General features: G+C 64.8%; 15 protein-coding genes and 1 pseudogene. 10 read left to right on the plus strand and 6 right to left on the minus strand.

Going from position 1 to position 17917, the window contains the following annotated elements; all coding sequences use genetic code 11:
* The first annotated feature begins 6 nt into the window (after nt 1-6).
* The 6 genes and pseudogenes from GPX89_RS07860 to GPX89_RS46195 all read left to right on the plus strand — a co-directional run.
* Nucleotides 7-882 carry an isocitrate lyase/PEP mutase family protein gene (locus GPX89_RS07860; protein WP_328601595.1) on the plus strand — a complete coding sequence of 292 codons (876 nt, stop codon included), beginning with the start codon at nt 7-9 and terminating at the stop codon, nt 880-882.
* Nucleotides 883-888: 6 nt separating this feature from the next.
* A complete protein-coding gene (locus GPX89_RS07865) occupies nt 889-2136 on the plus strand; it encodes a 3-isopropylmalate dehydratase large subunit (RefSeq protein WP_157386547.1) in 1248 nt (415 codons plus the stop codon).
* 8 nt (nt 2137-2144) lie between these two features.
* The gene (locus GPX89_RS07870) at nt 2145-2690 is read left to right on the plus strand and encodes a LeuD/DmdB family oxidoreductase small subunit (protein ID WP_328601662.1); all 546 of its coding nucleotides are present in this window, start codon (nt 2145-2147) and stop codon (nt 2688-2690) included.
* 194 nt (nt 2691-2884) lie between these two features.
* On the plus strand, nt 2885-3475 hold the full coding sequence (locus GPX89_RS07875) for a YbhB/YbcL family Raf kinase inhibitor-like protein (protein ID WP_157386549.1): 591 nt from the start codon (nt 2885-2887) through the stop codon (nt 3473-3475).
* A 120-nt stretch (nt 3476-3595) separates the two neighbouring features.
* Nucleotides 3596-5014, plus strand: coding sequence for an MFS transporter (locus GPX89_RS07880; RefSeq protein WP_157386550.1), 1419 nt, complete (start codon nt 3596-3598; stop codon nt 5012-5014).
* A 103-nt stretch (nt 5015-5117) separates the two neighbouring features.
* A pseudogene (locus GPX89_RS46195) lies at nt 5118-5360 on the plus strand (hypothetical protein); the annotation flags it as partial.
* Here the strand turns inward: GPX89_RS46195 and GPX89_RS07890 are convergent.
* Nucleotides 5272-5853, minus strand: coding sequence for a helix-turn-helix domain-containing protein (locus tag GPX89_RS07890; RefSeq protein ID WP_235946694.1), 582 nt, complete (start codon nt 5851-5853; stop codon nt 5272-5274). The pseudogene GPX89_RS46195 and the gene GPX89_RS07890 overlap by 89 nt on opposite strands.
* Before the next feature lie 665 nt (nt 5854-6518).
* On the opposite strand from GPX89_RS07890, the gene GPX89_RS07895 reads away from it, so the two are divergent.
* Nucleotides 6519-7685, plus strand: a complete 1167-nt coding sequence (locus GPX89_RS07895) for a PucR family transcriptional regulator (RefSeq protein WP_157386551.1) — start codon at nt 6519-6521, stop codon at nt 7683-7685.
* Nucleotides 7686-7731: 46 nt separating this feature from the next.
* On the opposite strand, the gene GPX89_RS07900 is transcribed toward GPX89_RS07895, so the two are convergent.
* A complete protein-coding gene (locus GPX89_RS07900; protein WP_157386552.1) occupies nt 7732-8538 on the minus strand; it encodes a tyrosine-protein phosphatase in 807 nt (268 codons plus the stop codon).
* Nucleotides 8539-8936: 398 nt separating this feature from the next.
* On the opposite strand from GPX89_RS07900, the gene GPX89_RS07905 reads away from it, so the two are divergent.
* The 3 genes from GPX89_RS07905 (at nt 8937) to GPX89_RS07915 (ending at nt 12194) form a co-directional block, all read left to right on the plus strand.
* Nucleotides 8937-9128 (plus strand): CsbD family protein, encoded by a 192-nt coding sequence (locus GPX89_RS07905; RefSeq protein ID WP_157386553.1) that lies wholly within the window; start codon nt 8937-8939, stop codon nt 9126-9128.
* 209 nt (nt 9129-9337) lie between these two features.
* Nucleotides 9338-9958, plus strand: coding sequence for a DUF1269 domain-containing protein (locus GPX89_RS07910; RefSeq protein WP_157386554.1), 621 nt, complete (start codon nt 9338-9340; stop codon nt 9956-9958).
* Between the two features lie 403 nt (nt 9959-10361).
* Complete coding sequence (locus GPX89_RS07915; protein ID WP_157386555.1) at nt 10362-12194, plus strand: oleate hydratase; 1833 nt, start codon at nt 10362-10364, stop codon at nt 12192-12194.
* A 724-nt stretch (nt 12195-12918) separates the two neighbouring features.
* Here GPX89_RS07915 and GPX89_RS07920 read toward each other — a convergent pair.
* From GPX89_RS07920 to GPX89_RS07935, 4 genes are all read right to left on the minus strand, one after another.
* The gene (locus GPX89_RS07920) at nt 12919-14481 is read right to left on the minus strand and encodes an adenylate/guanylate cyclase domain-containing protein (RefSeq protein WP_198347295.1); all 1563 of its coding nucleotides are present in this window, start codon (nt 14479-14481) and stop codon (nt 12919-12921) included.
* Nucleotides 14482-14610: 129 nt separating this feature from the next.
* Nucleotides 14611-15720 (minus strand): MBL fold metallo-hydrolase, encoded by a 1110-nt coding sequence (locus tag GPX89_RS07925; RefSeq protein WP_198347296.1) that lies wholly within the window; start codon nt 15718-15720, stop codon nt 14611-14613.
* Complete coding sequence (locus GPX89_RS07930) at nt 15720-16619, minus strand: alpha/beta fold hydrolase (RefSeq protein WP_157386557.1); 900 nt, start codon at nt 16617-16619, stop codon at nt 15720-15722. Before GPX89_RS07930 ends, GPX89_RS07925 begins: the two co-directional genes overlap by 1 nt.
* 56 nt (nt 16620-16675) lie before the next feature.
* A complete protein-coding gene (locus tag GPX89_RS07935) occupies nt 16676-17893 on the minus strand; it encodes an acetyl-CoA C-acetyltransferase (protein ID WP_157386558.1) in 1218 nt (405 codons plus the stop codon).
* Nucleotides 17894-17917: the final 24 nt, after the last annotated feature.

Below are 17917 nucleotides of genomic sequence, written 5' to 3' on the forward strand. Positions count from 1 at the left end.
AGCCCTGTGACGCCACAGCATCTACGTCAACGACTGCGCGAGGCCATCGCCGCCGCAGATGTCGTCGTCGCCCCTGGAGTATTCGACGGGATCTCCGCACACCTGGTACAGCGGCTGGGCTTCAGCGCCGCGTACATGACCGGTGCGGGGGTCGCGGCCTCTGGGTTCGGCCTGCCCGATATCGGGTTGGTGACCCAGACCGAGATGGTCGAGCGGGCTCGCATGCTCGTCGACGTCTTGACGGAAACGCCTCTGATCGCTGACGCGGACACCGGCTACGGCGCACCGTTGAACGTGGTACGCACCGTGCAGCAATACGAAGCCGCCGGAGTGTCCGCGATCCAGCTCGAAGATCAGGCATTCCCGAAGAAGTGCGGGCACCTGCCGGACAAGGAACTGGTCCCCACCGGTGAGTTCCTCACCAAGCTCACTGCCGCTCTCGACGCGCGCACCGACCCCGGACTTGTCGTGATCGCGCGCACCGACGCGCGCGGTCCGCTGGGGATCGACGCGGCCATCGAACGCGCTAACGCTTACGCCGACGCCGGTGCCGACGTCATTTTCGTGGAGGCACCCCAGGGCGCTGAGGAAATCGCCCGCATCGCCGCGGAAGTCAAAGCGCCGCTGCTGATCAATCTGGTGATCGGCGGGCTGACCCCGATCGAATCGAGCGAGCGGCTCAAAGAACTGGGCTACGCGATCGCCATCCACCCCTCCCTGCCCTTGGGTGTCGCTGCCTTCTCCATGCTGACCAGCCTGGCAGAACTCGCTGGCACAGATCCCTCCCCGCTGATGCCCTCCAAGCCTGCCGAGTTCTTCAACCTCGTCGGGCTGGCCGAGTGGTCCGACATCGGCGACCGCTACCGTATCGAAGGAGCCTGAAATCCCATGGGCATGACCATGATCGAGAACCTGCTCGCACGCAAAGCGGGTGTCAAACAGGTACGCCCCGGCGACTTGGTCACCGTCGAGGTGGACATGTGCGTCATGATCGACTTGCAGTTCGCGACACTGTGGATCCCACCTTCACGTATCCACGACCCCGACAAGGTCGCAGTGATCATGGACCACGCGGTGCCCGCCCCGTCACTCAAGGACGCAGAAGGCGGCCTCAAAGCGCGAAAGTTCGTCTCCGACTTCGGGATTGAGAAATTCTTCGACGTCGGCCGCCACGGCATCTGCCACCAGGTGATCGCCGAGAACGGGCTTGCCCGCCCCGGTGAGGTCCTCGCCTGCACCGACTCCCACACCTGTGCCGGCGGCGCCTACAACACCGCCGCACGTGGTATGGGCCCCGCGGAGGTCTACTCCATCCTGTGCACCGGCTCCACCTGGTACCAGGTCGCCCCGACCATCCGCTACGAGTTGACCGGGACGCTGCCGACTGGCATCAGCGGCAAGGATGTCTTCCTGCACATCGCCGATACTTACGGCAACGCGACCAACCAGAATCTTGAGTTCGGTGGCCCCGGATTGAGCAGCGTCCCGCTCAACGACCGGCGAACCATCGCCACCCAGGCTGCCGAGATCTCCGCCGACTTCGCCACTTTCGGGGTCGACGACGTGCTTGCGCGGTTCCTGGCCGAGCGCGGCGTCGAGGACTACCAGCCCGCCGATGCCGACCCGGACGCTCAGTATCTAGACGTGCGCACGATCGACCTTTCCGAGCTCGAACCGTATGTCGCACGCCCCGGCACCGTCGCCCACAACGGCGTGCCGGTCTCGAAAATCGAACACCGCAAAGTCGATCAGGCGTTCATCGGCTCGTGCGCGAACGGCCAGCTCGACGATCTGCGTATCGCCGCCGATATTCTGCGCGGCCAGACCGTCGCCCCCGGCACTCGGCTACTGGTCACTCCGGCCTCCCAGCAGGTCTACCGCGACGCCATGCGGCTGGGTTACCTACAAGACATTGCGGATGCGGGCGGTGTGGTCACAAACTCCACCTGTGGCGCCTGTTTCGGCTACCACATGGGCGTCATCGGGTCCGGCGAGGTCTGCCTGACCTCGAGCACCCGCAACTTCACCGGCCGTATGGGCAGCACCGAGGCCGAGATCTACATGGCTTCCCCGGCCACCGTCGCCGCTTCCGCCATCACCGGCTACATCACCGATCCCCGGAGCGTCACCGCATGAACACCACCATCACTGGCCGCGTTTGGGTCTTCGGCGACTCGATCGACACCGACGCACTCTACCCGGCCTTCGCCATGAAACTCGAGATCCCCGAAGCCGCCAAGAGCATCTTCTACCAAATCCGGCCCGGCTGGACCGATCTCGTGAAGCCCGGCGATATCGTTATCGCCGGACGAAACTTCGGAGTCGGCTCGTCACGGCCGGTAGCGCAGCTGTTTCGCCACCTCGGCGTGGCCGCGCTCATCGCCGAGGAGTTCAACTCGCTGTTCTTCCGCAACGCGATCAACGCCGGACTGCCCGCATTGACCGCGCCCGGTGTCACCGAACTGTTCGAGGACGGCGATATCGGCAGCTTCGACATCAGCACCGGGCAGTACCGCAACGAAACCAGCGACGTGTCCGGTCGGACCGCGCCACTCCCCCCGATGATCCAGGAAATCCTTTCCAGCGGCGGTGTTCTGGCTCGTCTGGCCGAACAGGGCTACCTGCCCATCGAACTGCTCGATGTGCTGCGCTCGGGCGCAATCCCGGTCGACAGCAGCACCAACGCCTGAATTAGCCGACATCGACGGCGAACCCTGTGCGATCCGCCCACGCCCGATAGCGCGGCGCCGCGGTTCCGAGCTCGATCCACCGCTGCCTCACAAGCAATTCGTGTGTGCCGCAGCGACTTTGCTTCGAGCACCACGCGTATGGGTTCGTCGGCAGGTCGCACCTGTCAACAAGCCCCGACCCACACGGAGTTCCCATGGCCAAACACCTGATTGCCCGCCTACTACGACCGGTCCGTGCCGGCATCGACTCCACCGCCTGGTACCACCCTGCCGTCCAGCAGGCACCCGAGACGATTGCCCTGACCAGCAGTGCCTTCACCGACGGCGAGGCGATCCCCGTGCGTTACGCAGGAGTCGGTGTGGGCGACAACATCTCGCCACCACTGAATTGGAGCGGCGTTCCCACCAATGCCGCCGAGCTCGTCCTTGTCATTGAGGACCCCGACGTGCCACTGCCGCGCCCGATCGTGCACGGCGTAGTCACCGGCATAAACCCCCGTAGCACCGCACTGCCTGAAGGAGCCATCAATATCGGTCCCACCCAAGTGGCCCATGAAGACTCCTCGATCGCGATGACGATCGGTACCGGGGCGTTTCGGCGCCGCGGATACGCCGGACCACGGCCGATCCCGGGGCACGGCCCGCACCGCTATGTCTTTCAGCTCTTCGCCCTCGACCGTGTCACAGGGCTCGGTGAGGGCGCCACGCTCGGCAGGGTCATGTCCGCGATCGACGGCCACGTCCTTGCACGTGGCAAGGCTATCGGCATCTACGAACGCGCCTGACCGGCCACCGCACCAGCAGCATTACTCCGTCGTGTCGGCACACCTCGAATAGGTGCGTCCCGTAGTCGTTCAGATCGGGACACCGTGGGTAGCGCGCCGATCCCTTTCCAGTGAGATCCAGTGACAGAGAACCTGACACCGCCCACGGCGGACGTGCAGTCGGCCCTGCACGCCCTCGACCGTATCGACGTAACACCCTGGCATCGCCGAGTCGTGGCACTGGTGGGGATCGGCTCGTTTTTCAACTTCTACGAAATCGCAGTCGGCACACTGATGTTGCCGCTGCTACCCACGGAATGGAATCTCAGCTCCTCGTGGAAAGCGGCAATTGTCGCCGCGCCCTTCGCCGGTGAATTTCTGGGCGCACTGCTGTTGACGCCACTGGCAGACCGGTTCGGCCGTCGGAGAATGTTCCAGATCAACCTGATCAGCTACGCGGTGTTGTCGTTGCTGTGCGCTACCGCCGATAACGAAACCAGCATGGTGGTGGTGCGTCTGCTGGTCGGAATAGGGCTGGGCGCCGAACTGGCGTTGGTCGACAGCTATCTCACCGAATTGCTGCCCTCGCGCCACCGCGGCAGGCTCATGGCCTGGTCGTATGCCTTTGGCATGCTCGCGGTCCCAGTGGCCGACATCTTCGCCACCGCACTTCCACACCAGATCGCAGGCATCGACAGTTGGCGATGGATGCTTGTCAGTGCCTCATTGGGCGCGGGGTTGGTGTGGGTTATGCGCCAAGGGCTGCCCGAATCGCCGCGGTGGCTTGCCACCCGGGGCCGCGACGACGAAGCCGTGCGCATCATCAGCGACATCCTTGCCAAGGCCGACCCGCTCCGCGGCGATGCTACGAAAAGCGCGCCCACAGAACGAGGATGGGTTCCGGCGTTCGGTCGTGGGGAACTGCGGCGACGGATCACCCTCGTGGGGCTGATGGAAATGTTGGGGACTGTCGGTGTCTACGGGTTTTCCTCGATCGCGCCGCTCGCGATTCTGGCTAAAGGCATCGACCTGGTGGATTCCCTTGCCTATTCGGCGTTGTCTGCTCTCGGATTTCCCCTCGGCCCGGCGGTGCTGGTGCTGCTCTCGGACAGGGTTCAACGACGAACCCTCGTCATCGTGACTGCGGTAGCGGTCGCTGTGGCAGGGTTCGCGTTCGGACTCGCCCACCAGCCCGAGCTGATTGTGTTATTCGGCTTCCTCACCGGGCTCAGTGCCAGTATCCATGGCACCGTCGCACGCGCCTACGGGGCAGAGCTATTTCCCACGCACATGCGCAGCACGCTGGTCGGCTCGCCGCCGGGGACAAGGTGGTCGCGCAACTGCTCGACAGCAAACCCGTCGACTTCCACCTCGTCGACCAGACCGACGCCACGGCGGGGCTGCGCTCGGGCCGCTACTACTTCGTGGTGTCGATTCCCCGAGATTTCAGCCGCACCATCGCCGGGATCTCCCAGCCCACCGCGACCCCGGCCCGTATCGAGGTCACCTACAACGACAACAACACCATCATGGCTTCGACCACCGGCGCCCGGATCATGACCTCGATCGAGAACGCCGTCCGCAAGAGCCTCGCCACCCAAGCCGCCACCACCGTGCTCGCCGGTGTCGACTCCGCGGGAACCGGGCTGCGCGCGCCGCCGACGGCGCGAACAAACTGTATGCGGGCACCAACCAACTCGCCACCGGCGCTGACACTCTGGCCACCGGCCTGTCCGGGCAACTCGTGCCGGGCGTCGGCGCCGCGGCCGCGGGCGCCGGGCAGCTCGCCTCGGGTGCCAACGATCTGGCCGGTGGACTCACCGGTCTGCAGAACGGCACCGCCACCCTCGGTGGCGGCGCCCAACAGCCTCGCGGGCCGACGGCGTCGCCAGCACCGTGGAGATGACAACGAAACGTGAATGATCGTCGATGCCGGTGATCAGCTTGCAGGAGCGGTCGTCGGCCAAGGGCACACCACCGACGATGTCGAGCTGCCACAGATGCATCGGTTCCTGCCGCTGCCAACGTCGATATACCCGTTTATGTTGCTGGACTTGTTGATTCACCAACCCGTTGCGGACCAGGATCCGGTGTATGGTTGCTCGCGCCGGCGCCGGGATATCGTGGCGCCTGGCCAGCTCGTAACTGATCCTGCGGGCACCCCAGCGTGGATGCTCCTGCCGCAGTTGGCAAATCAGCGCCTCGACATCGGTAGCGACGCGAGCCGGGCTGGTCCGCGGTCGCCGTGACCGATCCGCCAACCCCGCTATGCCCTCCTGCCGGAACCGGTTACGCCAGGTGTCCAGGGACTGCCGCGACGTTCCGAACCGGGCCGCGACCTCACCGATCGGGGAGCCGCCCAAGACTTCACACACCGCCCGATAGCGGTATTCCACCATCGCCCGCTGATCCACGCCGATCCCGTTCGCGCCATCGCCAAAGCCGGACCGAACAACACCACCGATGAGGCCGACACGTCAAGCGTCACTCGATAACAATCGGTCAAGGGTGTCGTGAGCCCTCACATCGACACGAAAAGCCAATGCCGGTGGCCGAAAGGCAACGGGAACCCCCCACGGAGATCGCCGGCCCCTCCGCTGGTGCGTCGTGGATAACCGGCCGGATACCGGACCGAGTGTCCGGACCCGAAAGGGTGCTGACGCGGGCCAGGTGAGCCTGTGAGGAACCGATGACAACGACACCCGAACCGACGGACAAGTTGGACACCGACACGGTGAACGGACCGAAGCGTCGCGCCAGCGCTCAACCTCGGCGCCTTCGGCGATCACGATCTCGAACTCTGCGCTCGGTGGTTCCTGCCGACTGCTCCCACGGCGTGGAGGATCCTTGGGTTCGTCGTTGTCGGCCATTTCGTAGGTTTGCCCACCGAGCATGATCAACGCACTGAAGTGCCGAATCGATGGTGTGTTGTCACGGCCCGCGGCGTTTTTCTCGTGCGGGGTGTCGACACGACGTCCGGCTGACCAGGCCGGGTGGGAAGGTTCTGTTACGTTCCGATTCGTCACCCCGTAGACGTTCTGCAGTGCGTGGAAGGATGAAATCCTTGGCGGACCGACAGGCGCGGGTCATGTTGGCGGAGTTGCGGGCTGCCGCGCACCGGCTCGTCGACACCATCGATCCGTCCGACGTGGAGTCCGTCGAGGCGGTCGACCTGAGAGCCGCTGATTTCCTGATAAGCGCCCATCTGCACATCGATCTGTTGTTCGCGTTGTTCATCGATGGCACGGATCCCTCCGACACCGCTCTGGCTCCCATTGTCGCTGCGGCGCGTGCAGCGGTGCGGGATGGACGCACGTTGGAAGATCTGCTCGACATCCGCTCGAGCGCTGTCGAATACGTGTGGAACCGATTGGCCGATGCGGCGAACGAACCGACTCGGCGGCTGATGTTCGACCATGCGCCGGCGTTGTCGCGCTACAGCGCGATCGTGGCCACCCGCATCGCTGTCGCCTGCGCCGACTTCACCGCGTTCCCGGCCTGGGAACAACTCGAACGTCGCCACGAGCTGGTCGATGCCCTGTTGACCGGCAGCTACAACGTTGGCATGCATGCCGATCCTCGGGTCCGCGTCGCCGAGGGCTATCTCGTCGTGGTCGCCTGCGCCGCTGACCCGACTCCGCTCACGGTGAGCAATCTGCGCCAGCGTTTCCCGCACACGGCGGCTGCTCTGGTGCGTGCCGATGTCGGCGGCTGGACGGCACTGTTGCCCCTCGGCCGCGATGTCTCCGCCGAGGCCGCGATCGACGATCTCGATCGGCGAGTGCACGCGGTCCGTGACACGCTGCCGCGGTTCTGGCTCGGCGTGGCGGCAGGCCCGGTGGCCGGGCTGCCGGAGGCGTTCGTGGAAGCACGTACCGTCGCCGAGCTGTGTCGCGCCCTCGACGTCGGTGAGATCGTCTGCCGCCGTGAGCGATTCATGCTCGAGTATGCGATCGCCACCGACCCCCAGACCCGTACCCGACTGGCGCACCTGGTCGACTCGCTCGACGACCAGCCGATACTGACCGAGACCTATGACATGTTCGCCCGCAACAACTATGCGCTCAACCCGACGGCCGAGGCATTGCACATCCACCGCAACACGGTCACCTACCGGCTGTCTCGGATCGCCGATCTCACCGGATACGATCCGCAAAACCCTACCGAGGCAATCACGTTGACCGCCGCTCGGGTCGCGCGCCTGCTACAAGCGGACGCCACCACGAACTGATCTCACCCATGAACGTCTCATTCGCGCCCGGGGAGTGAACTTCTCCTCAGGACAGCATTTTCGCCTGTAGTGCGGCGACGTCGGCGTCGGTGAGTTTCAGGCCGTTTCGGACGTAGTTGTCGAAGCTGCCGTAGCTTTGGTCCGCCTGATCGAACGCGGCGTCCAGCGCGGTCGCCACGACTCCGTTGGCGGTGTCGCCGGGAGCCGCATCGCGGTAGTAGTTGGATAGCAGGAAGTCGTAGTAGACGGTCTGGCGGTCGACGCCCAGAACGGTCAGCAATACGGCGGTGGTCCAGCCGGTACGGTCCTTGCCCGAGCTGCAGTGATAGAGGACGGTGCCGGCGGTGGTGTCGATGATGTCGTGCAGGATCGCCGCGAATCCCTCGTTCGCGCCGGGTGTGGTGATGAAGGCTCGGTACAGGTCGGGCCCCGCGTTCTGGGCGGACGCGATTACCTCCGGCGAGGCTTGGCCCACGACATCCACATTGCGGTAGGCGGCCCCCGCCGCCACGCGGTCCGGGGCCTTGGCGATCTCGGATCGCAGGCGCAGGTCGTCGTCGAATTTCAGATCATGGCCGGTGAGGTACGCCAAGGCCGGGTCGCTGGCTGTGGACAATTCACCCGAGCGGTAGACCAGGCCGGTCCGGACCTGCCGACCATCGACGGTGCGATAACCACCCACGTCACGCGCGTTCTCGACGCCGGGTAGGGGTAGCGCACGCTCGTCGACACCGACGACGACCGCGGAGGTCCGCGTGGGCGGTCCGACCCGAGCATCGGTTCCGCCGGAACAACCGGTCACCGCGGCGACCGTCGTGCATGCCAGCACGAGGAATAGTCGACGAGAGTTCATGTCCTGCCTCCTTGGTCGGTTCACCGGTGATTTCAAATCGCGTAATGCATTACCTGCCTAATATCTCTCGACTGGCATCAGTGCACCATTGGAAATCTAACGGAAAATCCCTCGCATATTTCTCGATTGTGACAGCAGCCTGCAAAATGGTCACCTGACCGGGGTGTTTGCCGTGTCGGCGAGTCGTGGAAATTGATCGATTGGAGAATTTTACCCGTCGTGATTTTCGACACCGAGGTTCTGTCCAGCTCGAGTTTTCGTCAAAACAACAGCCCGCATCGACTATATTTTGTCATTTTGGAGAATGTCAGAGAACGGCTTGCTGATATTAATTCCGGCCGGTAGCTTCGTTTGAGTAATTGATTTTCCGATCCCATCGCTACAACGGAGGTTTCGAAATGTCGCTCCAAGACAAGCTCAAAGGCAAGGCCGAGCAGGTGAAGAGCAAAGCCGAGGAAGCGCGCGGCAAGGCAAAGACCAGGGCCGAGGAAGCAGAAGTCAAGCGCGATCACCTCGAAGCAGGATTGAAAGACGCCGCGAACACGGCCAAGAAAACCATTGAGGACGTGACCGGGGGACCTCGGAAGTAGTCGGCCACAGAACACGGAGTGGAATCCCAAACCCCACACTGTCCACCCTCGTCCGAGACCGATCCTGGAGATCGGTTCGACCGTTCCACAAAGTGATTGCAGGCACGGTTCAGCGCTGAATACGTGCTGGAAATGCTATCGCCCACTGCGATCATTTCCGTGTGCAGACATGTTCCCCATTCGGTTCGACCTTATTGACGGAGGCAGAAATGGAAGAGAATACGGCGCTCATTACCTTCGCCGACGACAGCAGGATCAATGCAGGGATCAACGCCATCGAGCTGGCAGCCACCAATGGCAACCTCGAGCTCCGTTCCGCCGCTGTGCTGAGCCGGACCCCGGACGGGCGGTTCGAGCTTCGCGACGGCGCTGATGATTTCGAGGGCTTGGCGACTGTCGGAGGCGGCCTGGCCGGATCACTGGTCGGGGTGCTCGGCGGCCCGCTGGGGGTGCTACTCGGCGGGAGTCTGGGAGCGCTGACCGGCGGTGTTGGCGATGCAGCGCGCGCCGACGAGTCGGACGGCGCAATCGAGTTGTTCTCCCGGTATGTCCAGCCCGGGCGGACCGCGCTGCTCATCGAGTTGGTCGAGTACACACCCGAAGTCCTCGACCGGGCGATAGCGGACCTGGGCGGATGGGTCTACCGCGAACCCACCGTGGTGGTCGAGGCCGAACTGCAAGCGGCCGACGAGGCCGCGCGGGCCGCTGAGAAGGAAGCCCGCAAGAAGCTGCGTGAACAGCACAAGCAAGAGTTCCGCGAGAAGCGTGAACAGCACAAGCAGGCCTTCCGTGAGAAGAAGGAGAAGCTCGCAAGCAGTTTCAGGGCATAGGCATCGTCGCAACGCGCGCGTAGTCGACCATCGAACTGAGTATGAACTCGGCGCCCTCGACCTCCCGGACTGTGGACCACGGCGTTGTGGTGCGCCGGGAGGTCGAGGCGGGTGTTCTGGCCCTGTGTCGAGCAAGGCCAGGCAGGGCGTCTGCGGGATGGATCGATGGGGTGGTGCCGGTCCGTTGTCGCTCGGCCTCGGCCGTTCTCTTGCCCGGAGCGGCCTATCGGAGCAGCATCCGAACCACGAGTTGATTTGCAGCAACATCGCCTCTCGGCCGAATCGCGACCGAACTGACCGCTAACGATGCGGTTCTGCAACGGCTTTGCTGCAACGCGAGAAAAAGAACAGCCATCTAGCGACTATCTAGTTACATATCCGTCGACACTGTCAGGAGACCTGTATGTATCGATCCAACGGAAACTTCGAGGCGTTCGCCCGGCCACCGAAGCGCGAGTGGCCGGGCGACCGCAAGGTGCACCTGGTCGGCGGTGGTCTCGCGGGTCTGGCGGCAGCCGTGTTCCTCATACGCGACGGCGGGGTCACGGGCAAGGCGATCACCGTCTACGAGGAGCTGACGATCCCCGGCGGCAGCTGCGACGGCCTGCTCGACGAGCACAAAGGCTTCATCATCCGCGGCGGACGCGAAATGGAAGCCCATTTCGAGACACTCTGGGACCTGTTCCGCTCGGTACCGTCGTTGAACACCCCGGACGCCTCGGTGCTCGACGAGATGTACTGGATCCACAAAGCCGACCCGTCCACCAATCCCAACCGCGCGATCCACGATCGCGGTCAGCGCATCGAGAAGATGAGCGATCTCACTCTCACGCCGCGGGCGGTCCAGGAGATTCTGCACCTCGCGCTCACCCGGGAAGAGGACCTCGACGACAAGCGCATCGACGAATTCTTCGGCGAGGAGTTCTTCGCGTCGAACTTCTGGCTCTACTGGGCGACCATGTTCGCGTTCGAGCCGTGGGCCTCGGCGATGGAGATGCGCCGCTACCTGCTGCGCTTCGTGCACCACATCGCTGCCCTCGCCGATCTGAGTTCGCTGCGGTTCGCGCAGTACAACCAATACGAATCGCTGATCGAACCGCTCGTCGCGCATCTGCGATCCGAAGGCGTCGTGTTCCGCAACGCGACCCAGGTGCTCGATGTCCTGGTCACCGACGCCGGCGGCCGCAAGACCGTGACCGAGCTCGAGTTGCTGGTCGGGGCCACCACCGGCGGCACCGCTGGCGAAGCCGCCGCTTCGGCCGGACTCGGCAACGACGGTACGACCGAGAAAGTCGCCGTCGCCCCGGAGGACCTCGTCATCATCACGAACGGATCGATCACCGAGAGCTCGACCTTCGGCGACAACGACACCCCCGCACCCGTGGTCACCGACCGCGGCGGCGCCTGGAAACTCTGGAAGACGATGGCCACCCGCGACCGTGCGTTCGGCTATCCGGAGAAGTTCAGCGAGAACATCCCCGAGGCGAACTGGACCATCTCGGCGACGGTCACACTGACCGACGACAAGATCGCGCCCTACATCGAAAAGATCACCGGGCGGGACCCGCGCGGCGGCAAGATCATCACCGGCGGCCCCTGCAGCATCAAGGACTCGAGCTGGCTCTACGGGTTCACCATGAGCCGCCAGCCGCATTTCGCCGCGCAGGACCCCGCCCGGCAGCTCGTGGTGTGGCTCTACGGCTTGTTCTCCGACAAACCGGGCGACTACGTGAAGAAGACGATCCGCGAATGCACGGGCGCCGAACTGACCGCTGAATGGCTGTACCACATCGGTGTGCCGGTCGACCAAATCGATGACCTGGCCCGCAATTCGGCGAATACGGTGCCGTGCAACATGCCCTACATCTCGTCGTACTTCATGCCGCGCGCGCTCGGCGACCGGCCGAAGGTGGTCCCGGACGGATCGCAGAACCTGGCATTCATCGGCAACTTCGCCGAGACCGAACGCGACACCGTCTTCACCACCGAGTACTCGGTACGCACTGCCATGGAGGCCGTGTACACGCTGCTGGACGTCGACCGGGCGGTCCCGGAGGTCTTCGGTTCGTCCTTCGATGTGCGGGTCCTGCTGCAGGCGTTGTACTACCTCAACGATCGAAAGCCGCTCAGCGAGATCCCGTTGCCCTTCGGCGGCAAACTGATCGAGAAGGCGGCACTGAAGAAGATCGAAGGCACCTACCTCGACCAGCTGCTGCAGCAGGCCGACCTCATCTGAGCCATCGACCGACGACCGACCGCAGCCGGGCCAGATTCCCGCCACCCTGGCCCGGCTAGCGGATGTCCTGTGCTCACTGACTGGCCAGCTACGCGGCACGCTGCCTCGCCGCCGGTCGGTGCAGGCCGGAACAAGCCTGATGCCTGACCCTGGCCACCGCCGCAGCAATCGCTTGGACCACAGGTATTACGGGCTGGCCGTGGAGCAGATACGCAGGGCCGGGCAGCGGATCGACGACGAAGTCGCGGCCCACACGATATAGATGGGAACAGGACTGACCAGATAGATGGGAACAGGACTGACCAGCGGTTTCTTGCTGGAAAGTTGGTGATCGAAGCCGATTTCGCCCTGAATAGTCGCAAAGCGCCAGGCGGTCGTTGAATGGCCACTCCCGCTGACGTCGGCGCGATGGGAGGGTTATAGCATCGCCGCGATTTTGAAGAGGGTCGGTTGGGCCTGCTCTAGGCTCGGGCCGTGCAGGGCTGTATCGATCTCGTAGAGCTTCTCCCATAGGGCCTCTGACTCGCTGGCAGCGTCGAATGCTTGTCCTTGTCTGCATGAAGCGCTCAGCAGATGGCACGATTCAAGAGGGTCCGCGCGAGGTATCCCTTCCGAGAAAGCGGGGGAACCTCAAGTCGCAGTTGCTCACTTTTCGCGTGACCAGACTTGCCGCTGGGGGCTTACAACCGAGAAGTGACCAGCGGGGGTGAAAGGCAGATCGAAATCAATCTGCGCAATGGGCGGTCAGGGGAACATAGGCGAGAGTTTCGGCTGTCCGTCCGCGTAGCTGCAGGGCGCGATGGAACTGCCAGTGACGGGCCTCGGCAGGATCGGCGGTGATCGTGAGGGAGGAGGCGAGTACGCCCTCGGGTATCGCTTTGGCGTGTTCGGTCAGTCGCGCTGCCTCGTTCACCGCGTCGCCGATGACGGTGTACTCGTAGCGGTCGGCGGCGCCGATGTTGCCGGCGAACACTACGCCGGTGGAGACGCCGATCCCTGCGTCGAGGTCGGGATGCCGCTGTCGCAGAGTGATCAAGCTCCTGCGTAGTGCGCGGGCGGTGCGCAGTGCGGCGGCGGCATGCCCGGCGTGGTCGCCGGGCGGGCCGAATACGCACAGTGCCGCGTCACCTTCGAACTTGTTGACCCAGCCGCCCTCGGCACTCGCACAGGCGACGACCGCGGCGAAAACATCGTTGAGCATGACGACCATTGCTTCGGGTTCGAGACGCTGAGCCAAGGCGGTGGATCCAATCAGGTCGATGAAAAGCACACTTGCCGAACATCTTTCGCCGCCCATGTGGACGCCGTCGGCCAGCGCGGCGCGCGCGACCTCGATGCCTACGTGACGGCCGAACAGGTCGTGCAACCGCTGACGCTCCGCCAGGCCGTGCACCATGTGGTTGAAGCCGGCCTGCAGCATGCCGATCTCGCCCGCATCCTCGACGGGCACATGAACGGACAGATCGCCGTCCTGAACGCGATGTTGGGCCAACCGAAGACGGGTGACCGGTTCGATCAGTGTGCGCGCCATCGCGGAGGTGACCGCGACGCCCCAGGCAATCGAGACACAGGCAATCACGACCGAGGCGACCGACACGGCTGTATGCCCTCGGGCCGACGGGCCGGTGGGCGCGGTGGCCAGCAGCACGACAGGCACGGCGCCGGTCAACATCCAGGCCAGCAGCAGGCGCAGGCGCAGGCCGATCGTGGTGGCCTCGGTCGGCGCGTTACCTGCCAGCGCCAACCGGGTCAGTGGCCGAGTGGCCTGTTCCAGCAGCAGAAACGACAACGATGAGGCCGTGAGGCTCGACAGCAGACTCGCGACCAAGGCGCGCACGACCGCCGTCGCCCCGTATCCGAGCCCGGTGTAGACGGCGAGGGGGATGATCACGGCGATCAGCCATCCGATCAGAACGTCCAGCGTTGTCGACCACGGCACCCGCAAAACCGCTACCTGTTCGGCTGCCGACGGTGATCGACGCTGCGGCATCCATGCGGTCACTCGTGAGACACGACGCCGTCCACGCAGATCCACAACCGCGACCGCACAAAGCGTGTACAGGGCGATGGCCGCGACCAGACCCGCCGTCTCTGCGACGGATGGCCCAACGGGCCCGCCGCCGTAGACGACCAATTGCGCTGCGGCCAAAACGAATCCGGCCAGGTTCGCGGCAAGCAACGTCCGGCGAGCTCGCCGGACGACTTGCCCGACCTCACGCGAATGCCCTGGGTTGTCGTCGAATCGGGTTTGTCCCGCATCGAACATAGGCGCCTCGGCGTCGCTCATGGCGCAAACACTAGGCCGTGTCATCGAGACGCGGAGCCGTTGCGAACCGGCTCTCGACCGTTCGGTGTGTTTCCGTCTCGCGGTCATCGCCCGCAATCGACGCGGTCGGCTATCGGCTCGGTCAGTCGTTCATCGGACGTGCCGATCAGGCGCGACGATCGTGCCGTAGTTCAGGCCGCCGTGGGTGAAAGTCGGGATCAGCGGCCACTGTCGCTTCCACGACACGCATTCCGAGGACGGCACCACCTGCAGCCAGCGTGGATCGCGCGGCGAGCGCGATGCCATCGTCTTCTCCTTGATCATGGAATCGTATTGATCGAGGCTGTCTTCGAGGGTGTTCGCATTGAGCACCACTTCGCGGCCGTAGAACTCGGCTTGCTGTTTGATGCCGGGGATTTTCGACAGGTCCGGCTGCCAGCTGTCGGCGGCCATCCCGTTCTCCGAGGAGACCCACACCCCGTCGGGTGTATTGACGCACAGGGAATGGTTGCCGTCGGTGTGGCCGGGAGTCCACAGCAGGCTCACGCCCACGCCGAGTTCGACATCGCCGTCGAAGATCTCGAGCCGCTCGGGCGGGACACCGGCCATCCCGTCCTTGACGTACCACGCCCATTGCATCGGGTGCATCGATTCGAAAGTGCCGAGTTCTCTGCGGTGCACCAGCAGTTTCGCGTTCGGGAACATCGGTGCGCGCGCTGTGGCCTCGCCCTCGATGGGCGTGTCACTGCCCATGATCATCCGTACGTCCTGCACGTGCAGGTGGTCGAAGCTGACGTAGTCGACATCGGCGTTGCTGAGCCCCAGACTGGGCAGCACCGTGTGGGGGTCGTTGTAGTACTTGACGAAGAATCGGCTGGCGCGCACGGCATTGCCGAGCTTTTCGATCTTGTTGTAGAACGGTGCCTCCGCCGATCCGGCGGCGACGGTCGGTTCCCACACCAGTGTCTTGAGTTTGCCGTCGAAACCGTCGAACTGGATCACCATCATCCGGTTGACGATGCTCATCACCGGATTGACGTGCAGCGAGTAGCCCTGGAATGCGAAGCGGGACGGGTACGGGGCCGCGGCGATGTCGACACTGCGGATGGCCCGCACCTGCCCTTGGGTCAGAAACCGCTGCCGGTATTCGCCCGCCGCCTCACGGATAGCCTGCAGGCGGTCGCCGCGTGGCCAAATCTCGTGCACGTCTTCGAATTCCGGTATCGGGCGCAGGGCCGTGGTCGGTTCGAGCATGGTCATCAGGTGGTCTCCGTTTCGGTGGCCGAGTGGGCCCGTGCGGCGAGGTCGCGGATGTGATCGGCGATCTGGGTGGCGCTGTCCTCGGGGAAGAAATGCCGCCCGGGCAACACGACCGGGGCGTCGAGATGGGCCACCCTCGCGGCGTATCGGCCGTGGTGTTGCAGGGGAATGGCCGGATCGTCCGCGGCCCACAGCACCTGGACCGGGTAGCGGCGATCGGCCACGACCGCGGTGTACAGCGCGGTTTTGGCGCGAGTGGTCTGGAAGGAGTGCATGATCCGCAGGAACGCCTCGCCCTCGTCACCTCGGGTGAGCAGTGTTCGGTGGACGTCCATCTCGGGTCCGGAGACCGTCGTGTGCGGGGCAAGTCCGACGCGCCGCATCACCAGCCGGAAGATCGGCTGCTGTTTGGAGCCCGCGAGCCACAGCCGATCCAGCACCGGAATGCCGTAGGGGCGCATCGGCCACGGTTTCACGAACGTATGGGCTTCGACCATGGTGTCGAGCACCGTCAACGAGGCGACGCGTTCGGGCCGCTGTGCGGCGGCCTCAAACCCGACGGGACCACCGATGTCGTGGACCACCAGGTGGCAGCGCTCGATTCCCAACGCGTCCAGCGTATTTCCCAGGTGCCGCCCCAGACCGGTCCACGAATAGTCGAAATCGGTTGGCCGGTCCGACAATCCGAGACCGGGCAGGTCCGGAGCGATCCCGCGCAGCCCGCGGTCGGCCAGTGCGGGCAGCACGCGACGCCACAGATAACTCGACACCGGAACACCGTGCACACAGACGACGGGGACCTCGCCGGTTCCCTCCTCGCGCACGAAGGTGCGCACCCCGCCGACGTCGACGTATCGTCCTGCTGCCTCGTGTGCCGCGATCAGCGCGTCACGCTCCATACCGTGTTCCTCCTAGTGGTCGTTTGCCGTGAACCGCGTGCCTGGTTGGCAGAGCATCACGACAGCCGTTCCAGGACCATGGCCATGCCCTGGCCGCCGCCGACGCACATGGTTTCCAGCCCGATCTGCTTGTCGTGGAACTGCATCGAGTGGACCAGCGTGCTGGTGATGCGGGCCCCGGTCATGCCGAACGGGTGACCCAGGGCGATGGCTCCGCCGTTGACATTGAGCTTGTCCATCTCGACGCCGAGCTCGCGCGCGGACGGGATGACCTGCGCGGCGAAGGCTTCGTTGATCTCGACGAGGTCGATGTCGGCGATGCTCATTCCGGCCCGCCGCAGCGCCTGCCGCGACGCCTCCACCGGACCCAGCCCCATGATTTCGGGTGACAACGCGCTCACACCGGTCGACACGATGCGTGCCAGCGGTGTCACGCCGAGTTCGGCGGCCCGGGTGTCGGACATGATCACCACGGCCGCGGCGCCGTCGTTGAGGGGACAACAGTTCCCCGCAGTCACAGTCCCATCGGGCCGGAACACCGGTTTGAGGGCGGCGACCTGGTCGAGGGTGACATCGGCGCGGGGCCCGTCATCGGCGGAGACGACACTGCCGTCGGGCAGCCGGACCGGGGTGATGTCACGCTGCCAGAAGCCGTTCGCGATCGCTTTCTGGGCGAGGTTTTGGCTGCGGACGCCGAACGCGTCCTGCTCGGCGCGGGTCACCCCGGCGAACTGCGCCACATTCTCCGCGGTCTGCCCCATCGCGATGTACACGTCGGGCAGCTCGCCACGCGTACGCGGATCCGACCAGATCTGGCCTCCGGCAGCGGATTTCGCGGTGCGGGTGATCGCGTCGGCGAACAGCGGGTTGGTGGTGTCAGGGGAGAAGTCGGCGGCGCCACGCGGATAGCGGCTGACCGTCTCCACCCCGGCGGAGACGAACACGTGGCCTTCGCCGGCGCGGATCGCGTGCATCGCCATCCGGGTCGTCTGCAGGCTCGAGGCGCAGTAGCGGTGCACGGTGGTGCCGGGGACGTCGTCGAGACCGGCCAGCACGGCGACCACCCGGGCGAGATTGAATCCGGCCTCACCCGCGGGTGATCCGCACCCGACCATCAGGTCGTCGATGTCGTGCGGATCCAGCGCGGGCACCTGCGCGAGCGCCGCACGCACCATCTGCGCGGTCAGATCGTCGGGCCGCAGCTCCCGCAGCGACCCTTTCGCGGCCCGGCCGATGGGTGAGCGTGCCACGGACACGATGACTGCTTCGGGCATGAATGCCGACCTCCTGTGCGGGTG

Origin of the sequence: Nocardia terrae (genome assembly GCF_009760405.1) — a bacterium.
Lineage (GTDB): Bacteria > Actinomycetota > Actinomycetes > Mycobacteriales > Mycobacteriaceae > Nocardia > Nocardia terrae.

What these genes read in the sequence shown, in the direction of transcription:
- GPX89_RS07865 (WP_157386547.1), top strand. Translation starts at nt 889, where the DNA reads ATGGGCATGACCATGATCGAGAACCTGCTCGCACGCAAAGCGGGTGTC.
- GPX89_RS07875 (WP_157386549.1), top strand. Translation starts at nt 2,885, where the DNA reads ATGGCCAAACACCTGATTGCCCGCCTACTACGACCGGTCCGTGCCGGC.
- GPX89_RS07890 (WP_235946694.1), bottom strand. Translation starts at nt 5,853, where the DNA reads ATGGTGGAATACCGCTATCGGGCGGTGTGTGAAGTCTTGGGCGGCTCC.
- GPX89_RS07900 (WP_157386552.1), bottom strand. Translation starts at nt 8,538, where the DNA reads ATGAACTCTCGTCGACTATTCCTCGTGCTGGCATGCACGACGGTCGCC.
- GPX89_RS07905 (WP_157386553.1), top strand. Translation starts at nt 8,937, where the DNA reads ATGTCGCTCCAAGACAAGCTCAAAGGCAAGGCCGAGCAGGTGAAGAGC.
- GPX89_RS07910 (WP_157386554.1), top strand. Translation starts at nt 9,338, where the DNA reads ATGGAAGAGAATACGGCGCTCATTACCTTCGCCGACGACAGCAGGATC.
- GPX89_RS07915 (WP_157386555.1), top strand. Translation starts at nt 10,362, where the DNA reads ATGTATCGATCCAACGGAAACTTCGAGGCGTTCGCCCGGCCACCGAAG.
- GPX89_RS07920 (WP_198347295.1), bottom strand. Translation starts at nt 14,481, where the DNA reads ATGAGCGACGCCGAGGCGCCTATGTTCGATGCGGGACAAACCCGATTC.
- GPX89_RS07925 (WP_198347296.1), bottom strand. Translation starts at nt 15,720, where the DNA reads ATGACCATGCTCGAACCGACCACGGCCCTGCGCCCGATACCGGAATTC.
- GPX89_RS07930 (WP_157386557.1), bottom strand. Translation starts at nt 16,619, where the DNA reads ATGGAGCGTGACGCGCTGATCGCGGCACACGAGGCAGCAGGACGATAC.
- GPX89_RS07935 (WP_157386558.1), bottom strand. Translation starts at nt 17,893, where the DNA reads ATGCCCGAAGCAGTCATCGTGTCCGTGGCACGCTCACCCATCGGCCGG.